The following is a 21,342-nucleotide window of genomic DNA, read 5'->3' as shown; positions in this document are numbered from 1 at the left end:
TCATTTCGCTCCTCTCCTACCGTGTTATATCACTCGAAGTTATGTACATTACTTCAGTGCATCGACGATCGTATTGACGTTAAAGCGAACCATGCCAATATAAGTCCCCTCTTCTGTCCCCGGCTCGCCCATTGCATCCGAGAATAATTCACCGCCAATGACGACCTCATGGCCTTTTTTCTTCGCTCCTTCGATGACCGCCTCAATTGCCTTCTTCGGTACACTCGATTCAATAAAAACTGCCTTAATCTGATTGTCCACCAGATAATCGCGAAGATCGGATACATCCTTGCTTCCGTATTCAGAAGCTGTGCTGATTCCTTGAAGCCCCATGACCTTCATGCCGTACGCCTTGCCAAAATATCCGAACGCGTCATGCGCCGTAACGAGCACGCGGCTCCCTTCCGGAATTTCTTCTATCCGCTTGTGTACAAACGCATCAAGCTCTTGCAGCTTGCTTACATATGCCTCAGCACGCTGCTTATAGGCTTCTGCATGTGCCGTATCATATTCCACCAGCGTGTCGCGAATGACCTCCGTTGCCTTGATCCAATTCTGCACATTGAACCAAATATGCGGATCATGCGATTGTGCTAATGTCGGATCTGCGAGCAGCTCTGATTCCGAAATTGTTCTGGAGACGGGAACCGTCGTCTTGCTGCCGCTCATTTTCTCCAAAATATCGACCATCTTCCCTTCCAAATGCAAGCCGTTGTAGAATACGATGTCCGCATCATCCAGCTTCTTAATGTCTCCTTGGGACGCCTTGTATAAGTGAGGGTCAACCCCTGGCCCCATCAACCCAATCACATCAACACGTTCTCCTCCTACCTCTTTCACCACGTCAGCAATCATACCAATCGTAGTTGTCACCTTGATTGGATGAGCATCGGCAGACGTTGCAGTTCCCTCTGTCTTGCCCTCGTTTGTGCTGCTTCCACATGCTGCTAATCCTACAGCTACGCTTAAGAACAATATCGTCATAACCAACCGCTTCAACGCCGAATTCATTTTAAACTTCCCATTCGGTCTTTCAGCTGCCTTCGTCATCTTTCGTTCCCTCCCACATGAATGCCCAATGTTTTTTTGTAATGATTACGTTTATCACTGATCATTGTTTAATATACACAAATATGTTTCCCTAATGCAACTATTTTTGTATAAAAAAAATTCTTTCCCTAGACATATACTTTTGCAAAAAGAAAAGACTTTTCCATATCGTATGCGATGTGCTCCCTGATCGGTGACACCATGTACGATATGAAAAAGTCTATATTTTGAGGCTTGCAACGCTCAGAAATTCATCATTGCCACTGAACGCAGCGATTCCTCCTGCTTATTGATTGTTGTTAGCTGCATCCGTAGATTCGCCGCCTGTACCTTGCTTCTTCTTCGGCGTACCCGTTAGTCCGTATACCTCATCGTACGCATCAAACATAGCACGCGCGACCGGAGCTGCCCCGTAAGAACCATATCCGCCTTCCGGAACGACAACCGCAACCGCAAGCTTCGGCTTATCCGCCGGCGCATACGCGATAAACACCGCGTTTTCCAGCGTTTTCCCCGCTATACTTTGCTGCGAAGTACCTGTCTTTCTGTAGAACGAGTAAGGGAAACCATCAAAGCCATGAACGTTAACCTTCGACATCCCTTCTTCAACAACACGCCAGTGCGTGTCGTCGAATTTCGTTTCGTTCAACACTTCTCGTCCGAAGGTTTTTACTACTTTGCCATCTCCGTCCGTAATCTTGCTCACGAACTGAGGCTTAATGCGCTGACCATGGTTCGCTAAGGTAGCTGCGTATTGAGCAAGCTGCAAGGTTGTATATTTCCCTTGCTGACCGAAGGAGGCATATACAAGTGCGGATTGTGCATTGTTACGCTCCGCCTCCACCAGGTAGTCCTTCAATCCAGCGGATTCACCAGGCATACCGCTTTCTGTCTTCACGCCGAGACCAAAGGCATCCATATATTTATCCCATAACTCCAGCCCATTCCGGTCGGAAAGGGAAAATAGCTTTTTCCCGATCATGTCTACCATGAAGGCGTTGGAGGATACTTTAAGGGCTTTCGCAGCATCCATATAACCATAAGAGCTTCGACTCGAGTTCCATACCTTCGTCTCATATCCTTTGCGGCCGAACTCCCCATAGCCCTTATCATAGTATTCTGCCCATGGGCCGAACAGATTTTCTTTCAGACCGATGAGGACGGACAATGGCTTCATTGTAGAACCGAGGTATACAAGTGATGTCGGATGTCGTCCGCGCTCCTTGTCATCATTGTATGGTCCATAAACCTCGCGAATAGCTCCGTTCCCCATGAAATACTGAATCTTTTCATAGTCGTCGCTACTGATTTGACCATTCCGCCATACGTTCGGGTCATAATCTGGCATACTGGCTATCGATACGATATTGCCCGTGTCCACTTCCATCGCAACTGCATAGCCTGTGCGTGCATTTGGTGCATACTCGGTGCGGTTCGAGGAATTACGAATCTTCTCCAGCGTTTTTACGATGGACTCCTCTGTTGCCTTTTGAATATCGCGATGGATCGTCAAATGTATGTTGTTGCCGCGCTCCGGCTTCGTCAGCTGCATCGGCCCGATAATACGACCCGCCACGTTGACCGGGAACTTCTTCACCCCGTTCAAACCGCGCAGCTCGTTCTGATACATCAATTCGATGCCGTCAACGCCAACATCCTCGTATTCCAAGTATTCCTTCTCCGTAGGAAGCTGTTCCTGCTTCTCATACTGTTCCTTGTAGAACGGCATCCGCTCGCGAACACCCTTGAACTTTTTCAAATAACCGACCGTCTGTACTGCGATCGTATCCTTATCATAGTTACGGACACTATCCTCGACGATATCGATGCCTTTGAACTGCGATTTATGCTCCAGGAAGTAAGCAACCTCTTCCTTCGTCAATCCTGATTTAATGAGCCTAGGAACGAAAACAAAGTTCATCTTTCCACCCAAGTCCATTCGCTTCAAAATTTCTTCAGCTGTTAATGGCTTGTCTTGAGGACTGCCTATCTTCTTGAATATTTCCTCGAGCTGCTTCGCAAGCTGCTCTACCTCAGCTCGATTCTTCTTCTGGTCATCCGTCATCTTCTTGCTCGGATCCCCGTAATTCTTCACCACATTGAAGTAAAGAGATTGCGACGCTGTAGAATAGGCTAGCCGCGTATTCGAAGCATCATAAATAGTTCCCCGAAGCGGTGGTACCGCAGTTTCCCGGAATCCAAGCTGGGACTCCTTCTCCTTCAGGGCGGGACCTTCAACGAATTGCAAAATGGCCAGTCTCACGATAAGCACGGTGAAAATCAAAAATGTAATAAAAAAGAATAAGTTCAACCGAAACGAAAACGTACGCCGGTTCTGTACTTCCCGCTTCTGCGGATCATCCGCATTTGGATGACTCAATGCCAATCATCCTTTCTTGCTAACTTTTGCTGTACAATCTTATTTATTTTACCATACTGATTTGCCTATATTCAAAGGTTGTGCAGCTTCTAATCGCCATCGCCGCAAATTATCTTATCGTCAATGGCTTATCTGGAATATGAGTGGTGTCGAACTTAGGAGGATTGAACCAATCTCCCGATGATGCCCATGTGCTATCTAGCGGCACCCATTTCTTCTGTTCGCTTAGCCAGACCTCATTCCAGGCATGCGGACCATAGCCGCCATTGCCATTGTATCCAAGACCAGTCACAACCTTGACTTGAAGTCCTGAGGAACGAGCCATAACTGCATACAGACGAGCATAATCGATACATACCCCCTGCTTCGTAGCGAAGGTATCTTCCGGGGTCTGCTCCTTCCAAATCCGCTTCGTCTCGTATTGCTTGGCCTTATCCCAATCATACTGAACCCGAGAACCAACCCAATCATACAAGCGTCGCGCCTTCTCTTCATCGTTCGATGCTCCTGCCGTCACATCACGCGCAGCTTGCTTCACATCGGAAGAAATCTGATTATCAATGACTTCATATCGTCGCTGCAGAAGTTCTCCGAATTCTTGCCCCATTTGGGAGGTGAAGACAGGCAGACTCTCTGTAATTAATGATCCCGCAAGAGGCTCGATCACTTGGTTAGCCACCGTACGATAAGCAGAAGAGGATTGAATGATATCGCTTGCCTTCGTAGCAGGCTGAAGGGCAACATATACGAATAACACCATAATAATGATGAAGGCGCGCACACCACCAATTAGCGCACCAATTGCACCACCCGTTAGCCAATTGGCCATACGGCCAATCACTTGCATGAACCCTGAGCGAGAAGATGAGCTTCCTTCTTCTTGACTCGCCACAGAAGCCCCGCTCCAGATCAAAGAAACGAGCCAACCCATTATTCCTCGGACGAGCATATAGATGATGCCGAATAAGATTGCAACGCGCAGCAGTGCGAAGTCCCGTACCCCTGTCACGAAGGTATAATAGATCTGCTCCCACCAAACCAGTGCATGGGAGGGTATAACAATATTCCAATCAACGAACTGACGCTGTACCATGGGCGAGAGCCACATCGCAGCAGCGAAGGACAGGATAAGCGATGCAATGGTGCAGGCCGACTGAGCAACAAATAGAAAGAGGTGGCGCATGGACCCCGAAGCGCCTCTCGCCACCCCTTGAACTGCGGAAAGAAGCACGACCGCAAGCAGTACTAGCGTTATCGCGTTCCATTCCCACTGCAATCCGGTACTCATTTGTTCTGCTTCGCTTCCTTCACGAAATCGCGAATCGTATCGTTCATGCTCCATTCACCAAGGGAGACTCCATTGAACGATAATTTCACTTTGTCGCTGTTAGGAGTGCCTGTAAGCTCCAAATTCGGCGACTTGATCGTATAAGTCCCGTCCTCATTGCTCTTGAACGTCGCCTTCTTCGCTTCCTCCATCATGGAATTCATCGCTTGATCCTTAAGCTTCAGCACAGTCTCATCCTTCACTGTCGTCACTACGTTGTTCACGTCGTCCCACGTAATTCCGCTATAGACGGCTACAGCAGCGACAATTACGACGACCAGCGCCCATTTTATCATCGTTTTCACGAAACTAACAATTACGAGCAGTACGATGAGTGCGATTAGGAAGACAAGCCAATTTTGCTTAATAAATTCAAACCACATTTCGAGTTGACTCACTTCTTCAATCACCCTTTCCAAAGCGTATTATACATCATTCCCATATGATGCAACAGTCAGACCATCTAACACCTTCAGCCAAATTCGGGTACTAAGTTCGTCCGCTAATACGTACAAGTATACCATAGCGATCTGGAGGTGACTTGGCTTGCGTTCTGTCTTTTGGCTCTACCTGTTTTTATTCGTTGCGTTTTTCGATTTGCATGCGCAGTACCCCATACTGACCCCATTTGCAATTTCTCTTGGTGCTGCTCCATCCTTCATCGGATTAATGATGGGTATGTACTCGTTCACCCATCTGCCTGGCAACGTCATGGCCGGTTACGGAGTAGACCGCTTCGGCAGCCGCATCTTCATCGTGTTCAGCCTCATTGGAGCCGGCATTATTCTCATGCTTCAGGCCCATGTCGTCAACCCATGGCAGCTGCTTATTCTACGCTCTATAAGCGGATTCGTACTCGCGTTCCTCTCCCCTGCTTGCCTGTCTCTGCTTGCACGAATGGCACGCGATCATGTTCATCAAGGCAAGTTGATGGCGGGCAATGGGCTCGTCCATACATTGGCTTCTGTTGTCTCTCCTGCCGCTGGCGCTTATCTCGTTTCCCAAATCGGATTCGTCATGGCGTTCCAAGCGCTGGGCATTGGCCTTATCCTTGTTGGTATGTTGGCATGGCTGTTTATTCAAGATGTTCAAGAAAGTGAAAGTCCCTCCTCTAAGACGACAGCACCAAGCATCCCTACTTCAACACCAGCTGCATCTTCTGAGCATGCACCTGCTATCCCATGGCGCTTCTACTTTATGCCGCTTGCCATTGCCTGCTCGCAGGGCATCTTATTTTTTGAGTTGCCATTTATGGCTGACGCATTAACCTCAATAATGAAAACAGGCGTATTGTTCTCGGCCATCAGCCTCGGGGCGCTCCTTACCTTAAGCATGTTGTTCTTGAATCAATATTCTGCTTATATGCGCACATGGCTCGGCTCCTTTTCGCTAGCGATTCTGTTCTTTCTATTGGCAATTCACTGGCCTGTTCCTTTACTTCTCTCCTTATTTCTTATCGGCATGACGAAGGGAATCATTTTACCGGCTTTATCAGCACATCTCTTGTTGCTGAGCGGCGGGGCCAGATACGGACGAATCTTCTCTATTTTATCGATTGCTTCTTCTATCGGCTCCTTCATTGGACCGATGATTGCCGGGCAGCTCCGTGGGCAATTATCGCCGTACTTCATCGCATTTCTCGTCCTTATGACAGCCGTTACGCTGCTCCCGCCAGGCAAGCCTACATCGTTAGTGAAGAAGACTGTCCACAGCACGCGTCCACCTACGACGAACCCAACTACATAAGAACAAGAGCTGAATGTCCTATCCCGGCATATTGATGCCTTCGCATGGCTTGCGCCCATATTTCCAAATATGGGTGAACACACAGAACAGGAGAATTCCGCGAACATACTATAATGATGAGAAATGAACTACCGACGAAAGCAGGTGAACCTAGTTGGGGTATTATACTGAGCCTGGCGGTGGGCCAGAGCTGGCGTTCGGCGCACGCTTCTGGACAATAACCACCGTAATTCTCGCCCTGTTCATCCTGCTCGTCATCATTCTGCGTGCTCCTCTGCTGTAACCCCCCCATCTCGCTCTCTCCTTATACGGCTTGCCTCCGGGCAAGCCAATTTTGTCATGTGTTGCATCGCCGCAATGGATTTCATCATTCGTGGTACACTATTGATAATGGGAGAATTACTGGCCGGATCATTTCCATCAGATTCGGAATGCTGCCCGTACCGCATAGAGGAAGAAGGTGAACACGATGGAAATCGCTCTCATCGTAGAAGGCAAAAACGATCGCAGCCGCTTGCGAAAGCTGTTGGCTGACAAAGTTGACATCATGTGCACATATGGGACATTGAATACCGATCGCACAGAAAAACTGCGTAAGCAGGTTGGAGATAAGCCCGTATACTTATTTATGGATAATGACTCTTCTGGGAAACGTATTCGAGCTGTACTGCGAGACACGTTCCCGGATGCAGATCATCTCTATACGCGCCGAGGGTATGCTGGAGTAGAAGGCACGCCAGATGAGTATTTAATCCAACAATTAGAAAAAGCGGGGTTAGACGAATACATCGTGTATCCGGTTCTTCCCCCGCTTAACTAATCTCTTATTTAATTAATTTCATGACATCTTCCGCAATCACTTCGGGCGTTGTTCGCTCCCGATCATTCGCATTATACGCTTTGCGAATATTGCCCTTCTGATCGACCAGGGTAATGACATTGAGATGTGTAAAGTTGCCATCCTGATCCTTCATCACAGCAGAGTCCAGCGCTGGCATCATGTTGGCCACGTCCTCTTCTTTTCCGCGAAGGAAATACCAACCTGAGTAGTCAGCGTTGAATTTCTGTGACCACGTCTTAATTGCATCCATCGTATCCCGCTCCGGATCGAAGGAGATGGATACGATACCTGCCTCTTTACCAAATACGCCTTTCTCCTGCAGTAAAGTCTGTACTTCAGACAGCATAAATGTCGTCGGCGGACAGACGTCCGGACAATTCGTGAAATAGAAATAGAAGAGCCTTACCTTCCCGTTTGTACTATCAAGACTTACTGTGCTTCCATCCACATTTTGCATTGAAAAATCCGGTGCCTTCTTGAAATCTTCACGCGGCCAATATAACCAAGCCGCAACAATTGCAAATACCACAACCAGTGACATTAAGAAGATTTGCAAAGAATACTTCTTCGCCCATAGAGACATCGTCTGTTCCTCCCGTTACACTCCCTTTAGTGGTCAGGCTGAATTCCAATTAATTCGATTTGATGCGATATTACATTTTACCCATCGTATCCAAGACAAGAATGAACAAGTGCAGCAATAACCAGTTAATTGAAAACAAGAAGTTGCGCTTCGCCCAAGCTTCATTGTCCTTCGCCTTGAAGCCCGAGATGCAAATATACAGCCAAAGCACATTAAGAATGGTTCCTAATACCCCGTAAATCCAGCTTACATAGCCATACGAATAGAACAGCCAAGTAACCGGCAGAAGCAGCAGTACATATGGAATCATTTGCTTTTTCGTCCGCTCGATTCCTTTGACTACGGGAAGCAGCGGGTATCCAGCGGCACGATATTCTTCAACACGTCGAATGCCTAGCGCCCAGAAGTGAGGCGGCTGCCACAGGAATAGAATGAGGAACAACAGGATAGCTCCTTCATCCACTTGACCTGTCACAGATGTATACCCCATAACGGGTGGCATTGCTCCCGAAATGGCTCCAACAGAGGTACTCCATGTCGATGTTCGCTTCAACCACAATGTATAAATGACTACATAAACAAACATGCCCAGAACGCCAAACCATCCTGTCAATGGATTGGTCATCAGGAACAAGACCGACAGACCTGCAATACCAAGAATAATGGCATACCAGAGCACAACATTCGGCTGTAACCGTCCCGTAGGAAGCGAACGATTGCGCGTACGTTCCATTTTCATATCGAAATCTCGATCAAAATAGTTGTTGAACACGCATGAGGACGACATCGTAAGTGCTGTACCAATTATCATCCACAGCATGGTCATCCACGGAATATCCCATTTGGCTGCCACCCAAAACCCTGTAAATGCAGCCATTAAGTTGGAGCGAATAATGCCCGGCTTTGTTAACTGAACAAACTCTTTCCATAATTCGACCCGCACCGGTTCCGGCGATAGCGGGATAGAGTCGGAAGGAGCCTGGTACGTATATTGTTTATCCAAAATGACCTGTTCCTCCTTGTGTTGTACAAACAAGAGCAGAAACTTTATGTTTCCGCTGTAATTTTCATCATATCAAAAACGTCCAATTGCTGACAATGTCTCGCAGCATCGTTCATCATTTTGACAATCTATTGGATCTTCCTCACAAAAGCGTGTGCGGCTATACTTATTTGGAAATTGATGCGAACTCCCAGATATGCAATTTGGATCTGCCGCCAGGAATACAATCGGTAATGACGTCCCATTCGCTCGTTTCCTCGAGACGAATCCGTCTTAGCTGCAAATACTCTTCGTGTGTGGTATCCATCCACTGCTCCACGAATACGTTAGGCTGGTCAGTTCCTTCATATAATACGACTTGAGGAAATGGCTGCAGGCGCTCTGTAATCTGTTCCAAATATGCTTCTCGCTTGTCCGGATCAATTCGATACTCGACAAATATAATGTTCATGGTTGATTCCCCCTCTTTCTTATGTTCCCCCACTGAATTCTTCTTGTGATTTGTACTCATGAGTCATATTCTGGTACATAATTGCTCACAATACAAGAGGGTGATTACGAATATGGATACAAGCACACATGCTGTTATCGGATTGGGGCTTGCCGGACTCTCACACATTGATCCTGCCGTCATGACCCATCCTGCGACGGCTTCGGCCGTCTTCTTCGGTGTTCTGCTCGGATCACAGGCTCCGGACGCGGATGTTGCGCTCAAGCTGAAGGACAACACCACCTATATTCGTCAGCATCGAGGCATCTCACATTCCATCCCGATGCTGCCAATATGGGCACTGCTTATCGCAGGTCTAATGACTTTGCTGAACAAGGGTGCCTTGTTCTGGCACGTTCTGCTCTGGACCGCTCTCGCCGTAGTTATACACGTCATTACTGATCTGTGTAATGCCTATGGGACCCAAGCGGCGTGGCCTGTTACAGACAAATGGCTGTCCTTTGACTTCATCTCGCTGTTCGATCCGATTATTTTCTCTTCCCACCTCGTAGCTGTAGCATTGTGGGGATTGGGTGTCTTGTCACCAAGAATAGTATTTCCCGTGCTGTATGCGCTGCTCCTTGTGTACTTCTTATGGAGGGCATCTGTACACAAGAAGCTTAAGGATCAGATGCTGCTCTTCGATGAAGAGTACGTCCATTCGGACACGTATACACTTATTCCGACCGTATCGCTATCCAGATGGAATGTAGTCAAGCCTCTTCCAGAAGGGGCATACCGAATCGGGAACTGGAATCACAATCGTCTCCATTGGACAGAGACGGCCTACTGCGATAAGCATCCAGCAGTAGAAGCTTCCAAGGAGCACCCTGCTGTAGAAGCGCTCCTGTACATTTCACGCTACGCTTGTGCAACGGTAGAGCCAACCGGTTATGGATATGCCGTTCGCTGGGCCGATGTCAGGTATAGGCATCGCAAGCAATTCCCCCTCGTTGCTGTCGTCATGATGAACGCCAAGTATGAGACGCTTGATTATTTCGTAGGCTGGCTGAACAAAACTCACTCCGGCAAGCATTTTGGATTGGAATACGAATAGAAACGGCGTGTAAGGGCACTTAGAAGAAGAAGGTACAGGGAATCTGTGAAGACAGGATCCACTGTACCTTCTTTTTTGGCCAAATGCTGTTGATGCTCACTTTTCATAATAAAAGGCTACCCCACGCGCAGGGTAGCCAAATCATTAGTGCATTTCGATTAGCGGGAACCGCCGGAAAGCGATTGTTGTGCCATTTGCACCAAACGCTTCGTCATGTATCCCCCGATAGAACCGGTATCACGGGAAGTGTAGTTCCCGTAGTAGCCGTCTTGTGGAATTGGAACGCCCAATTCCTGAGCAATTTCGTATTTCATTTGCTGCAATGCAGCAGTAGCTTGAGGAACAACCAAGTTGTTGGAACCAGAACGATTAGACATAGGTGAATCTCCTTTCGCAATTAGGCGCTTCTAGTTGTGCAAGCTTGCAAACTTATTTTATCCGGCCTGCAAAATGTTATACTTATCTGTAACATTATTTTGCGAAAAGGAGTCTTCCCCATGAACAAATGGTTATCACTATGGTTCGCATGCTCTTCCATCGCCCTGCTGATCGCAACAGCGATCTCCATCAGCCAAAGTGTCTGGCTTGCTCTTCTCTTTACCATACTTGCTATCGTGAATATGGGATGCGGCTTCATTGTGAAGGCCAAGCTTCGTCGGCGAAGCTTAGCCCAACAAGATCATACATCAGGCCAGTAGGCAAGCAGGCTTAACAAATCGTCCTAGATTTATTGCGGGAGCACGAAGCCCATCCGGCGTTTCACTTCCGTCAATGTCTGCTCTGCCGCTTCACGTGCTCGCTCAGCACCACGACGCAGCGCCTCGTGATGTTCACCTGTGCGTCTTACTTCATGATAGCGGGCCTGAAGCGGCTCGATGAGCGTAGCGACATGCTCAGCCAAATCTTTCTTGAACGGCCCGTACATTTGGCCCTCGTACTTTGCTTCAATGTCAGCAATGGACATACCAGCAGCGTGAGCATAGATGCTCATCAGGTTGCTGATTTCCGGCTTATTCGCAGGATCGTACTTCACAAGCGCTTCAGAGTCCGTCTTCGCACGGCTGATTTTCTTTCGAATAACAGCAGGATCATCTAGCAAGGCAATAAAGCTTCCAGGGTTAGGGTTACTTTTGCTCATTTTCTTGGAGGCGTCATCCAATGACATAATCCGTGCGCCGACTTCCGGGATATACGGTTCTGGAACAGTCAGGAAGTCGCCGAAACGCCCGTTGAAGCGTGCAGCCAAGTCCCGAGTAAGCTCCAAATGCTGCTTCTGATCATCGCCAACGGGAACAAGATCGGCTTGATATAATAAAATATCCGCAGCCATAAGAGATGGATATACGAACAAGCCCGATCCAACTGACTGCTTCCCTTCCGACTTATCCTTAAATTGCGTCATCCGCTCCAACTCACCCATATAGGTGAGTGTCGTCATCAACCATCCAAGCTCTGCATGCTGATGAACATGAGATTGGAGGAAAATGTTCGACTTGCTTGGGTCGAGGCCTGCCGCAATATACAAGGCAGCTACAGATTCTGTCTGCTCACGCAATTTTTCCGGATCCTGCGGTACAGTAATGGCATGCAGGTCTACCACCATGAAGAAGCACTCATGTTCTTCCTGCAGCTTCACGAAGTTTTGGATTGCTCCGATGTAGTTGCCAAGTGTCAATTGACCGCTTGGCTGAATACCAGATAATACGCGTTTCATCACGCAACACTTCCTTTTCAACAAATATCATTATTCTTGTATCGTCATACTCGAGAACGCAAAAAAGGCCCTTCATCCGCAAGGGACGAAGAACCGTGGTGCCACCCTAATTCGCCTGCATAATCGTATGGCTGTGACTTCTAACAAGCACAGTCCTACGAATGTTAGGAAGCATCAGCAAACGATGCTGACTCCCTCTTTGCAAGCCTTGACCTCTGTAACGCAGAGCTGCGGCTATGTCTACTTCATGCACATCACTGGTTCAACACAGCACTCCGAGGCCCATTCCAACTATGCATTCGCGTCGGTTCACAGCGACCACCGACTCTCTGGAGCTACCGCATAGCGTACTTGTCCTCATCATCATTTTACACGAATTCAATTATATCCTATCACTTATGCGAGCTCTACATAACTAGGAATTAGCCATAAGGATAGCGAAGATCATTGTATTTGTCAATCTATCCTTTGTCCGTTTATCGCCCGCTTGAATTAGACCTTGTGTGCTTCAATGACTTTAATGCATGAATTTGCTATCATGAAAATAACAAACCATTACATAACTTCACGAGCAAAGGGGCAATTCGCATGTATCAGATTACGAGAGGCAAATGGAACGATCATGAGACAGTTATTCTTCACAGTGACACGCTTGAGGCAACATTGCTGCCTTCCCTAGGCGCTAATCTCATTCGTCTGTGGGACAAAGTGCTTGAACGCGATATTTTGCGTACGCCAGCTGAGAGCGATCTGGATTATTATATGACCAAACCTTACCACTTCGGCATCCCTATGCTTATGCCGCCTGGACGGATACGCCGCGGACAATTCCAATATGCAGGAGTGTCCTATCAGTTTGATCAGAACACAGCCAACAACAATCACATTCACGGCTTGCATCGTTTGCAATCGTGGCAAGTTACATGTGCCGAAGCAACCGAAGATCACGCTATCGTCACGGTTCGGTTCCATTCTTCTGAAGATAAGCACTGGATGGAGCAATATCCAACACCTCTCCAGTTCGAGCTTACTTACGAACTGAAGGGAAGCCAACTGACACAACAATTGCAAGTAACCAACGTTGGTGGGCAGACTGCACCATTTGGCTTCGGAACACATACGTGGTTACAACTTGATGGCGAACCGAACCGCTGGACCCTGCAGGTTCCTGTTACAGGTGTGTATGAGCTGGACGAAGAGCTTATTATGACAGGAAATACGTTGCCGCTGGGTGATAACGAGAAGCTGCTCTCCGGAATGAACTTAGAAGGAACCGACTTCGATACGGTATTCAGCATAGGCGAGCATAAGCCTGAAGCTTGGCTGACCCGCGAAGACGGTTATCGTATCCGCTATACAGGCAATGAGCCTTGGTTCAAGCATTGGGTTCTCTACACTCGAGGCACTGCGAATGAAATTATCTGCATAGAGCCTTATACTTGGCTTCCTGATGCGCCAAATCTTCCATTCGGCAATGAGGTTACAGGCTTGATTGAACTTGAGCCGAACAAGCCAGTTAGCCTCAACTTAGAGCTTGAAATCCAACATCCATAACAGGGGAGGCGACAAGCCTCCTTTTTGCGTTCCTCCCACATTGCCAGATCAGGACAACTTGGCATTATTTACATTTCACAACGAGCACTTCCTCTCGCATATTTCATCTCTATCTCTCCATAATAACTATCACAAGGAGGTGAACAACATGCCAAATCAACAACAAGGAAGCGGAAGCCGTTCCAACAATCTCGTTGTTCCTCAAGCAACAGCAGCACTTCAACAAATGAAATTTGAGATTGCTCAAGAATTGGGTATTCCAATTTCTCAAGATGGTTACTACGGTAACTATACTTCTCGCGATATGGGCTCCATCGGAGGCTACATCACGAAGCGTCTTGTACAAATTGCTGAACAGCAATTGGCTGGCCGCGCTCGATAAGCTTAGCTGTTGAACCTTTTTAAGCTAGTTACGCAACACCCCATACTTACGAAAAAAAGCAGGACGTCCTACTACAACCAACTGGTGTTAGAAGGGACTCCTGCTTTCTTATTTACAAATAACATTCGACAATTGCGAATGAACACATTAAGATACATTTCTGTAAGTATGTAGATTCTCTTCCTTCTTATCCAAAATATGAACCATATTATGATTCGATTCAAACCATGTGCTGACATACAGCTCCCCATGCCTAACTGTAAAATCGTACACAATCTCCCCATGCGTCCAATGCTTTTTATGTTTCAGCGCATCAATCGCCGTTTGCAGAAATTGGGCAATTTGCTGCCTCGACAATCCTTGTCGAATCGGCTTTAGTTCACCAGCACAGCTTTCCAACGCATCGTGCTTCACACCGAATTTCCCAATGATATCATTGCGAAGACAAACTACAATTGTTCCACCTGTCAAACCAATCAGCTCTGATTCTAATTTCTCAAAAACTAGGCTTATTTGCCTAGCTAATGGAATCGAGACAGACTTCATCTTATTCATTCCTCCCTATTTTGACAGAAGCTTAGCTTCAATTTTATGGTTCTTTAGTCACAGTATAAGGGATTATTTTCCTTTAATCAACACATTTTTACATCATGAAAAATCGTCTTGACGAATTTCGTCTAATCGTGTTGAATTTACTAACATTTTCATAGACCATCCTCACAGCCGATGCTATAATGATTTCAAATTCTAAATTTTGGCATGACAGGGGAAAGGAGCGGTCCTATGAACTGGTTCTACAAGTTAAACTTCAAACAAAAGCTGCTGTTCGGCTGTTACAGTATCGTCGGCCTATTCGCATTAGCGACAATAGTCCTACTCCTAGCTGATGTATCGCTTACAACCGGGATAATCATTATCGCCATTCTAATCGGTGTTAGCTATCCCATTATTAACTTTCTGGAAAGTTCATTGAGTGCCCCGATCAAAGACATTGCCCAGTCAGCCCTGCAAGTATCGAAGGGTGACTTCTCCCAAACGTTGAACGTGACAACGAATGATTCACTTGGCGAGTTAGGGCATGCTTTTAATTCCATGATCATTAAGCTTCGTGAAATTTTACGCCAAACGACCGATATTACGCGGCACGTATCCGAATCAAGCAGAGAAATGTATCATATGAACCACAATTTAAAGCTCGTTATGGAACAGGTGACAGCTTCATCAAATGAACTTGCGATTGGAGCAGCGGAAATCTCCGAAGATGTCGCATCGATGTCGGATTCCGTCAAGCAAATTGAGCAGAAGGTTGAGTCCTATACATACTCTACGAAGGAAATGAATGAGCGTTCTGCCCTTACAGTCGGTCTCGTTGCTAAGGGAAGAACGGCAGTCGAGACACAAAGCGCAGGCATGCAGCGCAACATCGAGGCAACTGATCAAGTAGCTTCGACAATTGAGGAACTTGCACGACAAGCAGATGGCATCTCCAAAATTACACGCACCATCTCTGACATTGCTGAGCAGACGAATCTATTGTCCCTTAATGCCTCTATCGAGGCGGCACGTGCTGGCGAGCATGGCCGTGGCTTCGCAGTCGTCGCACAGGAGGTTCGCAAGCTTGCTGAAGAATCTTCCGCTTCGACGAAGGAAGTATTTACTCTGGTGAAAAGCATTGAGTCAGGCATCCGCCAGGCAATTACGAATATTCAAGTCAATGAAGAGGTCGTTCACGCCCAAACGGAATTAATTAAAGAAACAGAGCGCATCTTCCTAGAAATTGTAGATAGCATTCAATTTATTACCGAACAAATTGCCGCCTTCGCGAATGAAAGTGATACGATGCTGGAAGGAGCTGTAAACATTTCAAGCTCCATCGAGAACATCTCAGCAATTACACAGCAATCTGCTGCGGGAACAGAGCAAGTATCTGCTTCTATGAATGAACAAATTACATCCGTCCAAGCGATGGCCGATGCTACGGAGCAAATGCAGCAAAAGGTGATCCAGTTGCAGCGTACGATTCAAGTATTCAAATTCTAATATTGTATATAACCAAAACAAACGGGGCAGCCACTAGTAGAATGCTACTAAGGGCTGCCCCGCTGTTATTGGATTACCTATTTACCTACCTTACAGCGATTCAGCACCGTAAAGTATAAGTTTAATTTCCAATTCCATTATGCAAGTTATGCGGTCGCTTCTTGTTCAACTGCAAGCGTGCGCTTGCGATCCTTGCGGTTCCACAACATGAAGCCAAATGTTCCAAGAAGGGCAAGGACAAAACCAAGGCCATACATGACATTACCGCCATACGATTCCTGCAGTGCTCCGCCAATAACTCCTCCTGCCAATCCGGACAAGCCAAAGAACACCATACCGAGCAGCGATTGTCCTGTAGCTGCTAATTTATGCGGGAGAAGCTGCACTACGAATTCGATTGCTAAGGCCCAGAAGCAAGCATACGTAATCGAATGCAGTCCTTGCAGTACGATTAACATCACCGGCTCCGTCGTTATGGAATACAGCAGCCATCGAAGCGCATATAGCATGCCTACGGCGGAAAGCAATGTCAACATTCGATACCGCTTCATGATTCGTCCCATAATGATGAAGCCAAAAACTTCACTGAATCCTGCAACAGCCCATGCAATCGATACCTGCCCGGAGGTTGCGCCCAAATCGCTCATATGCAGCGATAGCAGCGCATCATTCATCCGGTGGGGCATCCCGATGACGAAAATAAGAGCAAGCAATACAAGCAAGGAAGGAATGGTGAGCGCCTTTTTCAAAATGGTCATGTTCACCGCTTCATCCGGCTCACCATCATCATATCTCGGTTCCTTCAAAAAGAACATACCGATAAAAAAGCTGGACCAGACCGGCAAATACATCCAGAACAGTGAATCCACTCCGCCCACCAAATCAAATACCTGTGCTAGCGTTACAGCCGTTACGGTGAAGCCAACTGAACCCCAAAGGCGAACAGCTCCATATGATTGCTGCATAGAATTAGCTATTTTAACTGTTAACGTATCAAGCAATGAAATCGATGGAAGATAGCAAATATACAAAATCAGAATACTTACCGCGACAAGGATACGATCCGTTGTCAAAAAAGCTAATGACGCTGATATTCCCAATACAATCCACAAGCCGATTAGTAGCGGGCGAACCTTTCGGATGCGGTCGCTAATCAGACCTGCGGCAGGCTGTGCAAACATCGCCAGAAAAGGCCCCAACATTAATATAGTGCCTACTTCAAACGGTTCGAAACCCCGCTCCCGCAATAGAAGCGGCAAATAAGAAAGCAGAACGGCATTCGTTGAGTAAAACAAAGCATGGAACAGCTTAAGAAGCCTAGTTGATGTCGCCAAGTTGTTTTTCCTTTCTATGTAAGCCTCATTTAACTTGCACGGTCTATCCGTTGTCACTCTAATTTATTCAGTCATTTGCAGGAACAATTCCACGTCTTGCAATGTCACATCTATCGCCGATTGCCAGAAATCTGGCTTCGTCAAATCTACGCCAAGGTGCTTCTGTGCAAGATCCTCTACCGTCATTACCGCTGTATCTCTCAGCAATGCATCATATTTCGCTGCGAAGGATTCACCTTCTTCCAAAGCCCGCGCATACAATCCCGTACTGAACAAATAGCCGAATGTGTATGGGAAGTTGTAGAACGGTACACCCGTCATGTAGAAGTGAAGCTTGGACGCCCAGAAGTGCGGGTGGTACGAATCCAGTGCACCACAGAACGCTTCCTTCTGTGCCTCTTCCATAAGTGAGCACAATTCCTCCGAAGACAATACACCCTGCTTACGCTCCTCATAGAAGCGAGTCTCGAACAGGAAGCGCGCATGAATATTCATGTAGAACGCAATTGAGCGCTGAAGCTTATCCTCCAGCAGTGTTAGCTTCTCTTTCTCATCCTTCGCCTGTTTCACCGCAGAATCTGCTACGATCATCTCTGCAAATGTGGAAGCCGTCTCTGCCACATTCATCGCATACCCCCGTGCAAATGGAGGCAAGTCTTCCATCACATGCGTATGATAACCATGTCCAAGTTCATGCGCAAGCGTAGACACGTTCGATGGTGTACCAGCATATGTCATGAATATACGCGTTTCTTTGCTTACAGGCAACGAAGTACAGAACCCGCCTGGGCGCTTGCCAGAGCGATCCTCTGCTTCGATCCAGCGCTTCTCGAAAGCATTCACTGCAAATTTAGCCATACGAGGACTGAATTTCTCGAATTGCTCTACTATTGTACGGGCGCCATCATCATAAGAAATCTTCGATTGCGTGCTGCCGATTGGCGCTTCTACATCACACCATGTGAGTTTTTCCACACCAAGCAGCTTCGCCTTGCGCTCCAAATACTTCACGAACGCCGATTTATTGCGTGTAATAGTATCCCACATTGCATCCAGTGTCGCCTGTGACATCCGGTTATAAGCAAGGGGCTCCTTCAATACTTCCTTCCATCCACGGTTCTCATACAGCTTCAAACGGAAGCCTGCAATGCGGTTCAATGCGTCTGCACAGTAGTCAGCACGCTCCTCCCATGCTTCTTCCCACTTCACGAACATGTCCTCGCGCACTGAGCGATCAGCATCGGACAGCTTGTTGTCAGCTTGTCCTGCAGAAAGATGCACCGTCTCCCCATTCTCTTCATGCGTGATGCGGAAATGGGATACGATTGTGTTGTAGTTGGCACTCCATCCGTGATATCCGTCCGTTGCCAAATCGCCTACAAGCGCTTCCTTCTCCGGTGACATTTTCTCCCGAGCCCATTCACGGCGTTCAGTCAAATTGAAACGAATGCCTGCAATTTCAGGCAGTGCAACAAATTCAGACCATACTTGCTCGTCCATGCCGCGCAAAAGCTCATCATAAAGCGTATCCAAGGTTACCATTCGGGCACCGATGGAACGTACACGATCCGATAACTGAATCGCTTTCTTATCCTTCACATTTTGTGCCGTCAAGCAGCCTATGTAAGCACCGGCCTCACGCAACTCTATAATCAACTGCTGCAGCTGCTCAGTCAATTTAGCAAGCTGTTGCGCCTCTTTACCAGATTGAGGAATCGCCATTGCCTTAAGCTCATTCGTGATCGAAGCAATCTTCTGCTCACCGGTTGACAATGAAGCCTTCAGTGCTTCGGATTCTGATCCACCTTCAAAAATGACATCCAAATCCCATGTTTGACTTAACGGTTGTTTCATCGTGCACACACCTTTCATTTGGCTTAATTTGTCCACACCTATTCAACCTTGCAAAGTTTGAGTTTTGCACCTTGACCGTGTATAACTAAACTATATCAAAATTTATAGGAACTCGCATAGGGAGGATCGTGAGATGAGACCATTACCAATCTCCGCAGACACCGCTGTCAAACTGTCTAAGGCGCTTAATGTCCCCTTAGAGCAGCTCATGCATATGCCGCAGCACATTCTAATACAGAAGCTCGCGGAGCTTAATAAGGCCGATCAGAGCCCTTCTGGCGCAGAACAATCATCGGAGAACACCAAGGAATGATACCATTTGAAAATACACTGCCGTATGATCAGCTAATGGGCGACCTGTATATATCAACCTGCCCGTTTTGTAAGAAAGACAATGTCCTTCTTCCCATTAAGCCAAATGAGCTTCCTGATATCCATGACGGCAAAAAACGGCTCCTTGTATTCCCTTGTTGTCGCAACCGCCTCGTCATCATCGATGCGGATAACGATTATTTGCTCGCAAACCGCGCGATTCGATAGAGAATGCATCGGATCAGTGAGGATTAATTTTCACTGGTCAAGACAAAGACGTGTACCCGCCACTTCTGCCGGATACACGTCTTCTTGTCTCCTCATTCAATCGGCCATACTTGATGTAGCGTTTTCAGTTGCTTCTCTCATTTCCTCACGAATCAGGGTCCACTGCTCTCTAGCAGCTCGGATCATTGCCGCATCCATGATCCTTTTATCATGAACAATTTTACTGAAGCATTTCACAGCCTCATTGAATTCGCCTAATCTGCGATACAGCTCCCCGATAATAAAAATGAGCCGCGCATCGTTCTGATCGCGCCACTCCTGCTCCAGCACGGCAACATAGGCGTCAAGTGCATATTGCATATATCGACGCTCTTCTACCACATCATTGCGGTATCGATACAACCATGCGATATGGTGAAGAAGACCAGCAACCACACGATGGCTCTCGCCAATAGTCTGAGCTGTTAACAGAGCCAGCTGGTACGTTGCAAGCGCATCCTCCCAAGTCCGCTCGCCACCGTAATCACGGTTCTTCCACTGGTTCGCGATGCGTGCTTCGAACTTCCTACGCTGCGGCTCGTACCAATGTTTTAAGGAATTTTCTGTGGATGCACATCCACATGAAGGACATACCCGAACTACGTAATAGTCCGGATTCACCTTGCCCTCGTCATAATGCGTACAAAAATCACTGTCAATGCGTGAGGGCTTCTTGAAGCGAGGCCGTACACGCGAAGTAACAAATACCTGTTCACAGTACGGACAGCCTACCTTCACCGTAAAAAGCGGTTCAACCTCCATAAATCGTTCCTCTTTTCTGCTGATCGATTATGTGAGTCGCACGAAGTCCATGAAAACGAATCTATTATGGAATACATGAGCCGTTCTATTTGAACAAGGAATTAAGCCTCATCATTCGTATTAATAAAGTGATACGCTGGGCCCGATAAGCGATCGATAACCATCGCTGCCAGCCCTGGCTCCATTCCAATCTCATGAAGCGCTTCCCGCATGCAGCCTAACCATGCATCTGCACGATCACGCGTTATCGGAAATGGTAGATGACGTGCACGCATCATTGGATGTCCGAACTGATCAGAGTAGAGAGATGGTCCTCCGAAAAACTGCGTCAAGAACATGAATTGTCGTTCCATTACCGGCATAATATCCTCTGGGAATAGTGGCGCAAGCAAAGGATGAGCCTGGACTCGTGGATAGAAAGCCTCCACCATCTTCCGAACCGTCGCCTCTCCGCCGATCGCCTCATATATTGTTTGACTGTACCGTTCCATAATCGCTCCTATCTATTCTCCATCATGCGACTGCAATCAACAGCCAGCATTTCGTCAATAAAGTAGTCCTTGTTCAACACTTTATTACAAACGAGCAGAAGTTTCAATCAAATGAGTCATGAACACAAAAATAAGCACAAAAAAAACGCTGAGCA

24 protein-coding genes and 1 other annotated feature are annotated in these 21,342 nt (G+C 47.2%); of the genes, 10 read left to right on the top strand and 14 right to left on the bottom strand.

All coding sequences use genetic code 11. The features are described 5' to 3' along the window. Positions 1-48: 48 nt before the first annotated feature. The 4 genes from ABN764_RS22580 to ABN764_RS22565 all read right to left on the bottom strand — a co-directional run bounded on the left by ABN764_RS22580 (position 49) and on the right by ABN764_RS22565 (position 5,155). Positions 49-1,050 carry a metal ABC transporter solute-binding protein, Zn/Mn family gene (locus ABN764_RS22580; RefSeq protein ID WP_446673178.1) on the bottom strand — a complete coding sequence of 334 codons (1,002 nt, stop codon included), beginning with the start codon at positions 1,048-1,050 and terminating at the stop codon, positions 49-51. 286 nt (positions 1,051-1,336) lie between these two features. After that, on the bottom strand, positions 1,337-3,430 hold the full coding sequence (locus ABN764_RS22575; RefSeq protein ID WP_268633088.1) for a peptidoglycan D,D-transpeptidase FtsI family protein: 2,094 nt from the start codon (positions 3,428-3,430) through the stop codon (positions 1,337-1,339). Between the two features lie 109 nt (positions 3,431-3,539). Then, entirely contained in the window at positions 3,540-4,718 is a 1,179-nt protein-coding gene (locus ABN764_RS22570; protein WP_446673272.1) for a transglutaminase domain-containing protein, read from the bottom strand. Next, positions 4,715-5,155, bottom strand: a complete 441-nt coding sequence (locus ABN764_RS22565) for a hypothetical protein (protein WP_021254252.1) — start codon at positions 5,153-5,155, stop codon at positions 4,715-4,717. Before ABN764_RS22565 ends, ABN764_RS22570 begins: the two co-directional genes overlap by 4 nt. A gap of 148 nt (positions 5,156-5,303) precedes the next feature. On the opposite strand from ABN764_RS22565, the gene ABN764_RS22560 reads away from it, so the two are divergent. From ABN764_RS22560 to ABN764_RS22550, 3 genes are all read left to right on the top strand, one after another. Further along, complete coding sequence (locus ABN764_RS22560) at positions 5,304-6,503, top strand: MFS transporter (RefSeq protein WP_174811118.1); 1,200 nt, start codon at positions 5,304-5,306, stop codon at positions 6,501-6,503. Between the two features lie 154 nt (positions 6,504-6,657). Next, positions 6,658-6,786: a hypothetical protein gene (locus ABN764_RS22555; protein WP_260612440.1), complete on the top strand. Its 129-nt coding sequence runs from the start codon at positions 6,658-6,660 to the stop codon at positions 6,784-6,786. Between the two features lie 186 nt (positions 6,787-6,972). Then, positions 6,973-7,323 carry a toprim domain-containing protein gene (locus ABN764_RS22550; RefSeq protein WP_446673271.1) on the top strand — a complete coding sequence of 117 codons (351 nt, stop codon included), beginning with the start codon at positions 6,973-6,975 and terminating at the stop codon, positions 7,321-7,323. A gap of 4 nt (positions 7,324-7,327) precedes the next feature. Here ABN764_RS22550 and ABN764_RS22545 read toward each other — a convergent pair whose 3' ends face one another. The 3 genes from ABN764_RS22545 to ABN764_RS22535 all read right to left on the bottom strand — a co-directional run bounded on the left by ABN764_RS22545 (position 7,328) and on the right by ABN764_RS22535 (position 9,381). Continuing rightward, a complete protein-coding gene (locus tag ABN764_RS22545; protein WP_446673177.1) occupies positions 7,328-7,927 on the bottom strand; it encodes an SCO family protein in 600 nt (199 codons plus the stop codon). 70 nt (positions 7,928-7,997) lie between these two features. Next, positions 7,998-8,930 carry a heme o synthase gene (cyoE, locus tag ABN764_RS22540; protein WP_044354829.1) on the bottom strand — a complete coding sequence of 311 codons (933 nt, stop codon included), beginning with the start codon at positions 8,928-8,930 and terminating at the stop codon, positions 7,998-8,000. A gap of 166 nt (positions 8,931-9,096) precedes the next feature. Further along, a complete protein-coding gene (locus tag ABN764_RS22535) occupies positions 9,097-9,381 on the bottom strand; it encodes a hypothetical protein (RefSeq protein ID WP_446673176.1) in 285 nt (94 codons plus the stop codon). Positions 9,382-9,493: 112 nt separating this feature from the next. Here ABN764_RS22535 and ABN764_RS22530 point away from each other — a divergent pair, with 112 nt between their 5' ends. Beyond that, complete coding sequence (locus tag ABN764_RS22530) at positions 9,494-10,477, top strand: metal-dependent hydrolase (RefSeq protein WP_446673175.1); 984 nt, start codon at positions 9,494-9,496, stop codon at positions 10,475-10,477. Positions 10,478-10,635: 158 nt separating this feature from the next. Here ABN764_RS22530 and ABN764_RS22525 read toward each other — a convergent pair whose 3' ends face one another. Next, the gene (locus ABN764_RS22525; RefSeq protein WP_072730701.1) at positions 10,636-10,854 is read right to left on the bottom strand and encodes an alpha/beta-type small acid-soluble spore protein; all 219 of its coding nucleotides are present in this window, start codon (positions 10,852-10,854) and stop codon (positions 10,636-10,638) included. 120 nt (positions 10,855-10,974) lie between these two features. Between ABN764_RS22525 and ABN764_RS22520 the strand changes: the two genes are divergently transcribed. Continuing rightward, a complete protein-coding gene (locus ABN764_RS22520) occupies positions 10,975-11,175 on the top strand; it encodes a DUF5325 family protein (protein WP_021254259.1) in 201 nt (66 codons plus the stop codon). Positions 11,176-11,204: 29 nt separating this feature from the next. On the opposite strand, the gene trpS is transcribed toward ABN764_RS22520, so the two are convergent. Beyond that, the gene (trpS, locus tag ABN764_RS22515) at positions 11,205-12,191 is read right to left on the bottom strand and encodes a tryptophan--tRNA ligase (RefSeq protein ID WP_446673174.1); all 987 of its coding nucleotides are present in this window, start codon (positions 12,189-12,191) and stop codon (positions 11,205-11,207) included. A gap of 78 nt (positions 12,192-12,269) precedes the next feature. Beyond that, positions 12,270-12,564: a binding site (T-box leader), on the bottom strand. A gap of 215 nt (positions 12,565-12,779) precedes the next feature. Here trpS and ABN764_RS22510 point away from each other — a divergent pair. Together ABN764_RS22510 and ABN764_RS22505 are read left to right on the top strand one after the other, a co-directional pair. After that, positions 12,780-13,745, top strand: coding sequence for an aldose 1-epimerase (locus tag ABN764_RS22510; protein ID WP_446673173.1), 966 nt, complete (start codon positions 12,780-12,782; stop codon positions 13,743-13,745). Between the two features lie 148 nt (positions 13,746-13,893). Beyond that, on the top strand, positions 13,894-14,127 hold the full coding sequence (locus tag ABN764_RS22505; protein ID WP_005551150.1) for an alpha/beta-type small acid-soluble spore protein: 234 nt from the start codon (positions 13,894-13,896) through the stop codon (positions 14,125-14,127). A 147-nt stretch (positions 14,128-14,274) separates the two neighbouring features. On the opposite strand, the gene ABN764_RS22500 is transcribed toward ABN764_RS22505, so the two are convergent. Continuing rightward, on the bottom strand, positions 14,275-14,673 hold the full coding sequence (locus ABN764_RS22500; RefSeq protein ID WP_174807478.1) for an O-methyltransferase: 399 nt from the start codon (positions 14,671-14,673) through the stop codon (positions 14,275-14,277). 237 nt (positions 14,674-14,910) lie between these two features. On the opposite strand from ABN764_RS22500, the gene ABN764_RS22495 reads away from it, so the two are divergent. Then, the gene (locus ABN764_RS22495; protein WP_021254263.1) at positions 14,911-16,167 is read left to right on the top strand and encodes a methyl-accepting chemotaxis protein; all 1,257 of its coding nucleotides are present in this window, start codon (positions 14,911-14,913) and stop codon (positions 16,165-16,167) included. A gap of 146 nt (positions 16,168-16,313) precedes the next feature. Here ABN764_RS22495 and ABN764_RS22490 read toward each other — a convergent pair whose 3' ends face one another. Both ABN764_RS22490 and ABN764_RS22485 read right to left on the bottom strand, forming a co-directional pair. After that, positions 16,314-17,501, bottom strand: a complete 1,188-nt coding sequence (locus ABN764_RS22490; protein ID WP_446673172.1) for an MFS transporter — start codon at positions 17,499-17,501, stop codon at positions 16,314-16,316. 63 nt (positions 17,502-17,564) lie between these two features. Continuing rightward, complete coding sequence (locus ABN764_RS22485) at positions 17,565-19,355, bottom strand: M3 family oligoendopeptidase (RefSeq protein WP_268626030.1); 1,791 nt, start codon at positions 19,353-19,355, stop codon at positions 17,565-17,567. A gap of 133 nt (positions 19,356-19,488) precedes the next feature. Between ABN764_RS22485 and ABN764_RS22480 the strand changes: the two genes are divergently transcribed. After that, complete coding sequence (locus ABN764_RS22480; RefSeq protein ID WP_138184507.1) at positions 19,489-19,668, top strand: YycC family protein; 180 nt, start codon at positions 19,489-19,491, stop codon at positions 19,666-19,668. After that, a complete protein-coding gene (locus tag ABN764_RS22475; protein ID WP_174807468.1) occupies positions 19,665-19,895 on the top strand; it encodes a hypothetical protein in 231 nt (76 codons plus the stop codon). Before ABN764_RS22480 ends, ABN764_RS22475 begins: the two co-directional genes overlap by 4 nt. A 96-nt stretch (positions 19,896-19,991) precedes the next feature. Here the strand turns inward: ABN764_RS22475 and ABN764_RS22470 are convergent, their stop codons facing one another. Together ABN764_RS22470 and ABN764_RS22465 are read right to left on the bottom strand one after the other, a co-directional pair. Further along, positions 19,992-20,696 carry a DUF2225 domain-containing protein gene (locus tag ABN764_RS22470; RefSeq protein ID WP_065290678.1) on the bottom strand — a complete coding sequence of 235 codons (705 nt, stop codon included), beginning with the start codon at positions 20,694-20,696 and terminating at the stop codon, positions 19,992-19,994. A 101-nt stretch (positions 20,697-20,797) separates the two neighbouring features. Further along, positions 20,798-21,187, bottom strand: coding sequence for a globin domain-containing protein (locus ABN764_RS22465; RefSeq protein ID WP_142545924.1), 390 nt, complete (start codon positions 21,185-21,187; stop codon positions 20,798-20,800). Positions 21,188-21,342 lie beyond the last annotated feature (155 nt).

Source organism: Paenibacillus wuxiensis (assembly GCF_040195695.1).
GTDB classification, from domain to species: Bacteria; Bacillota; Bacilli; order Paenibacillales; family Paenibacillaceae; genus Paenibacillus_B; species Paenibacillus_B suaedae.
This window is presented reverse-complemented; position numbering and strand designations above follow the sequence as displayed.

What these genes read in the sequence shown, in the direction of transcription:
- ABN764_RS22505 (WP_005551150.1), top strand. Translation starts at nt 13,894, where the DNA reads ATGCCAAATCAACAACAAGGAAGCGGAAGCCGTTCCAACAATCTCGTT.
- ABN764_RS22500 (WP_174807478.1), bottom strand. Translation starts at nt 14,673, where the DNA reads ATGAAGTCTGTCTCGATTCCATTAGCTAGGCAAATAAGCCTAGTTTTT.
- ABN764_RS22510 (WP_446673173.1), top strand. Translation starts at nt 12,780, where the DNA reads ATGTATCAGATTACGAGAGGCAAATGGAACGATCATGAGACAGTTATT.
- ABN764_RS22480 (WP_138184507.1), top strand. Translation starts at nt 19,489, where the DNA reads ATGAGACCATTACCAATCTCCGCAGACACCGCTGTCAAACTGTCTAAG.
- ABN764_RS22520 (WP_021254259.1), top strand. Translation starts at nt 10,975, where the DNA reads ATGAACAAATGGTTATCACTATGGTTCGCATGCTCTTCCATCGCCCTG.
- ABN764_RS22545 (WP_446673177.1), bottom strand. Translation starts at nt 7,927, where the DNA reads ATGTCTCTATGGGCGAAGAAGTATTCTTTGCAAATCTTCTTAATGTCA.
- ABN764_RS22525 (WP_072730701.1), bottom strand. Translation starts at nt 10,854, where the DNA reads ATGTCTAATCGTTCTGGTTCCAACAACTTGGTTGTTCCTCAAGCTACT.
- ABN764_RS22465 (WP_142545924.1), bottom strand. Translation starts at nt 21,187, where the DNA reads ATGGAACGGTACAGTCAAACAATATATGAGGCGATCGGCGGAGAGGCG.
- ABN764_RS22530 (WP_446673175.1), top strand. Translation starts at nt 9,494, where the DNA reads ATGGATACAAGCACACATGCTGTTATCGGATTGGGGCTTGCCGGACTC.
- ABN764_RS22495 (WP_021254263.1), top strand. Translation starts at nt 14,911, where the DNA reads ATGAACTGGTTCTACAAGTTAAACTTCAAACAAAAGCTGCTGTTCGGC.
- ABN764_RS22485 (WP_268626030.1), bottom strand. Translation starts at nt 19,355, where the DNA reads ATGAAACAACCGTTAAGTCAAACATGGGATTTGGATGTCATTTTTGAA.
- trpS (WP_446673174.1), bottom strand. Translation starts at nt 12,191, where the DNA reads ATGAAACGCGTATTATCTGGTATTCAGCCAAGCGGTCAATTGACACTT.
- ABN764_RS22470 (WP_065290678.1), bottom strand. Translation starts at nt 20,696, where the DNA reads ATGGAGGTTGAACCGCTTTTTACGGTGAAGGTAGGCTGTCCGTACTGT.
- ABN764_RS22535 (WP_446673176.1), bottom strand. Translation starts at nt 9,381, where the DNA reads ATGAACATTATATTTGTCGAGTATCGAATTGATCCGGACAAGCGAGAA.
- ABN764_RS22570 (WP_446673272.1), bottom strand. Translation starts at nt 4,718, where the DNA reads ATGAGTACCGGATTGCAGTGGGAATGGAACGCGATAACGCTAGTACTG.
- ABN764_RS22550 (WP_446673271.1), top strand. Translation starts at nt 6,973, where the DNA reads ATGGAAATCGCTCTCATCGTAGAAGGCAAAAACGATCGCAGCCGCTTG.
- ABN764_RS22580 (WP_446673178.1), bottom strand. Translation starts at nt 1,050, where the DNA reads ATGACGAAGGCAGCTGAAAGACCGAATGGGAAGTTTAAAATGAATTCG.
- ABN764_RS22475 (WP_174807468.1), top strand. Translation starts at nt 19,665, where the DNA reads ATGATACCATTTGAAAATACACTGCCGTATGATCAGCTAATGGGCGAC.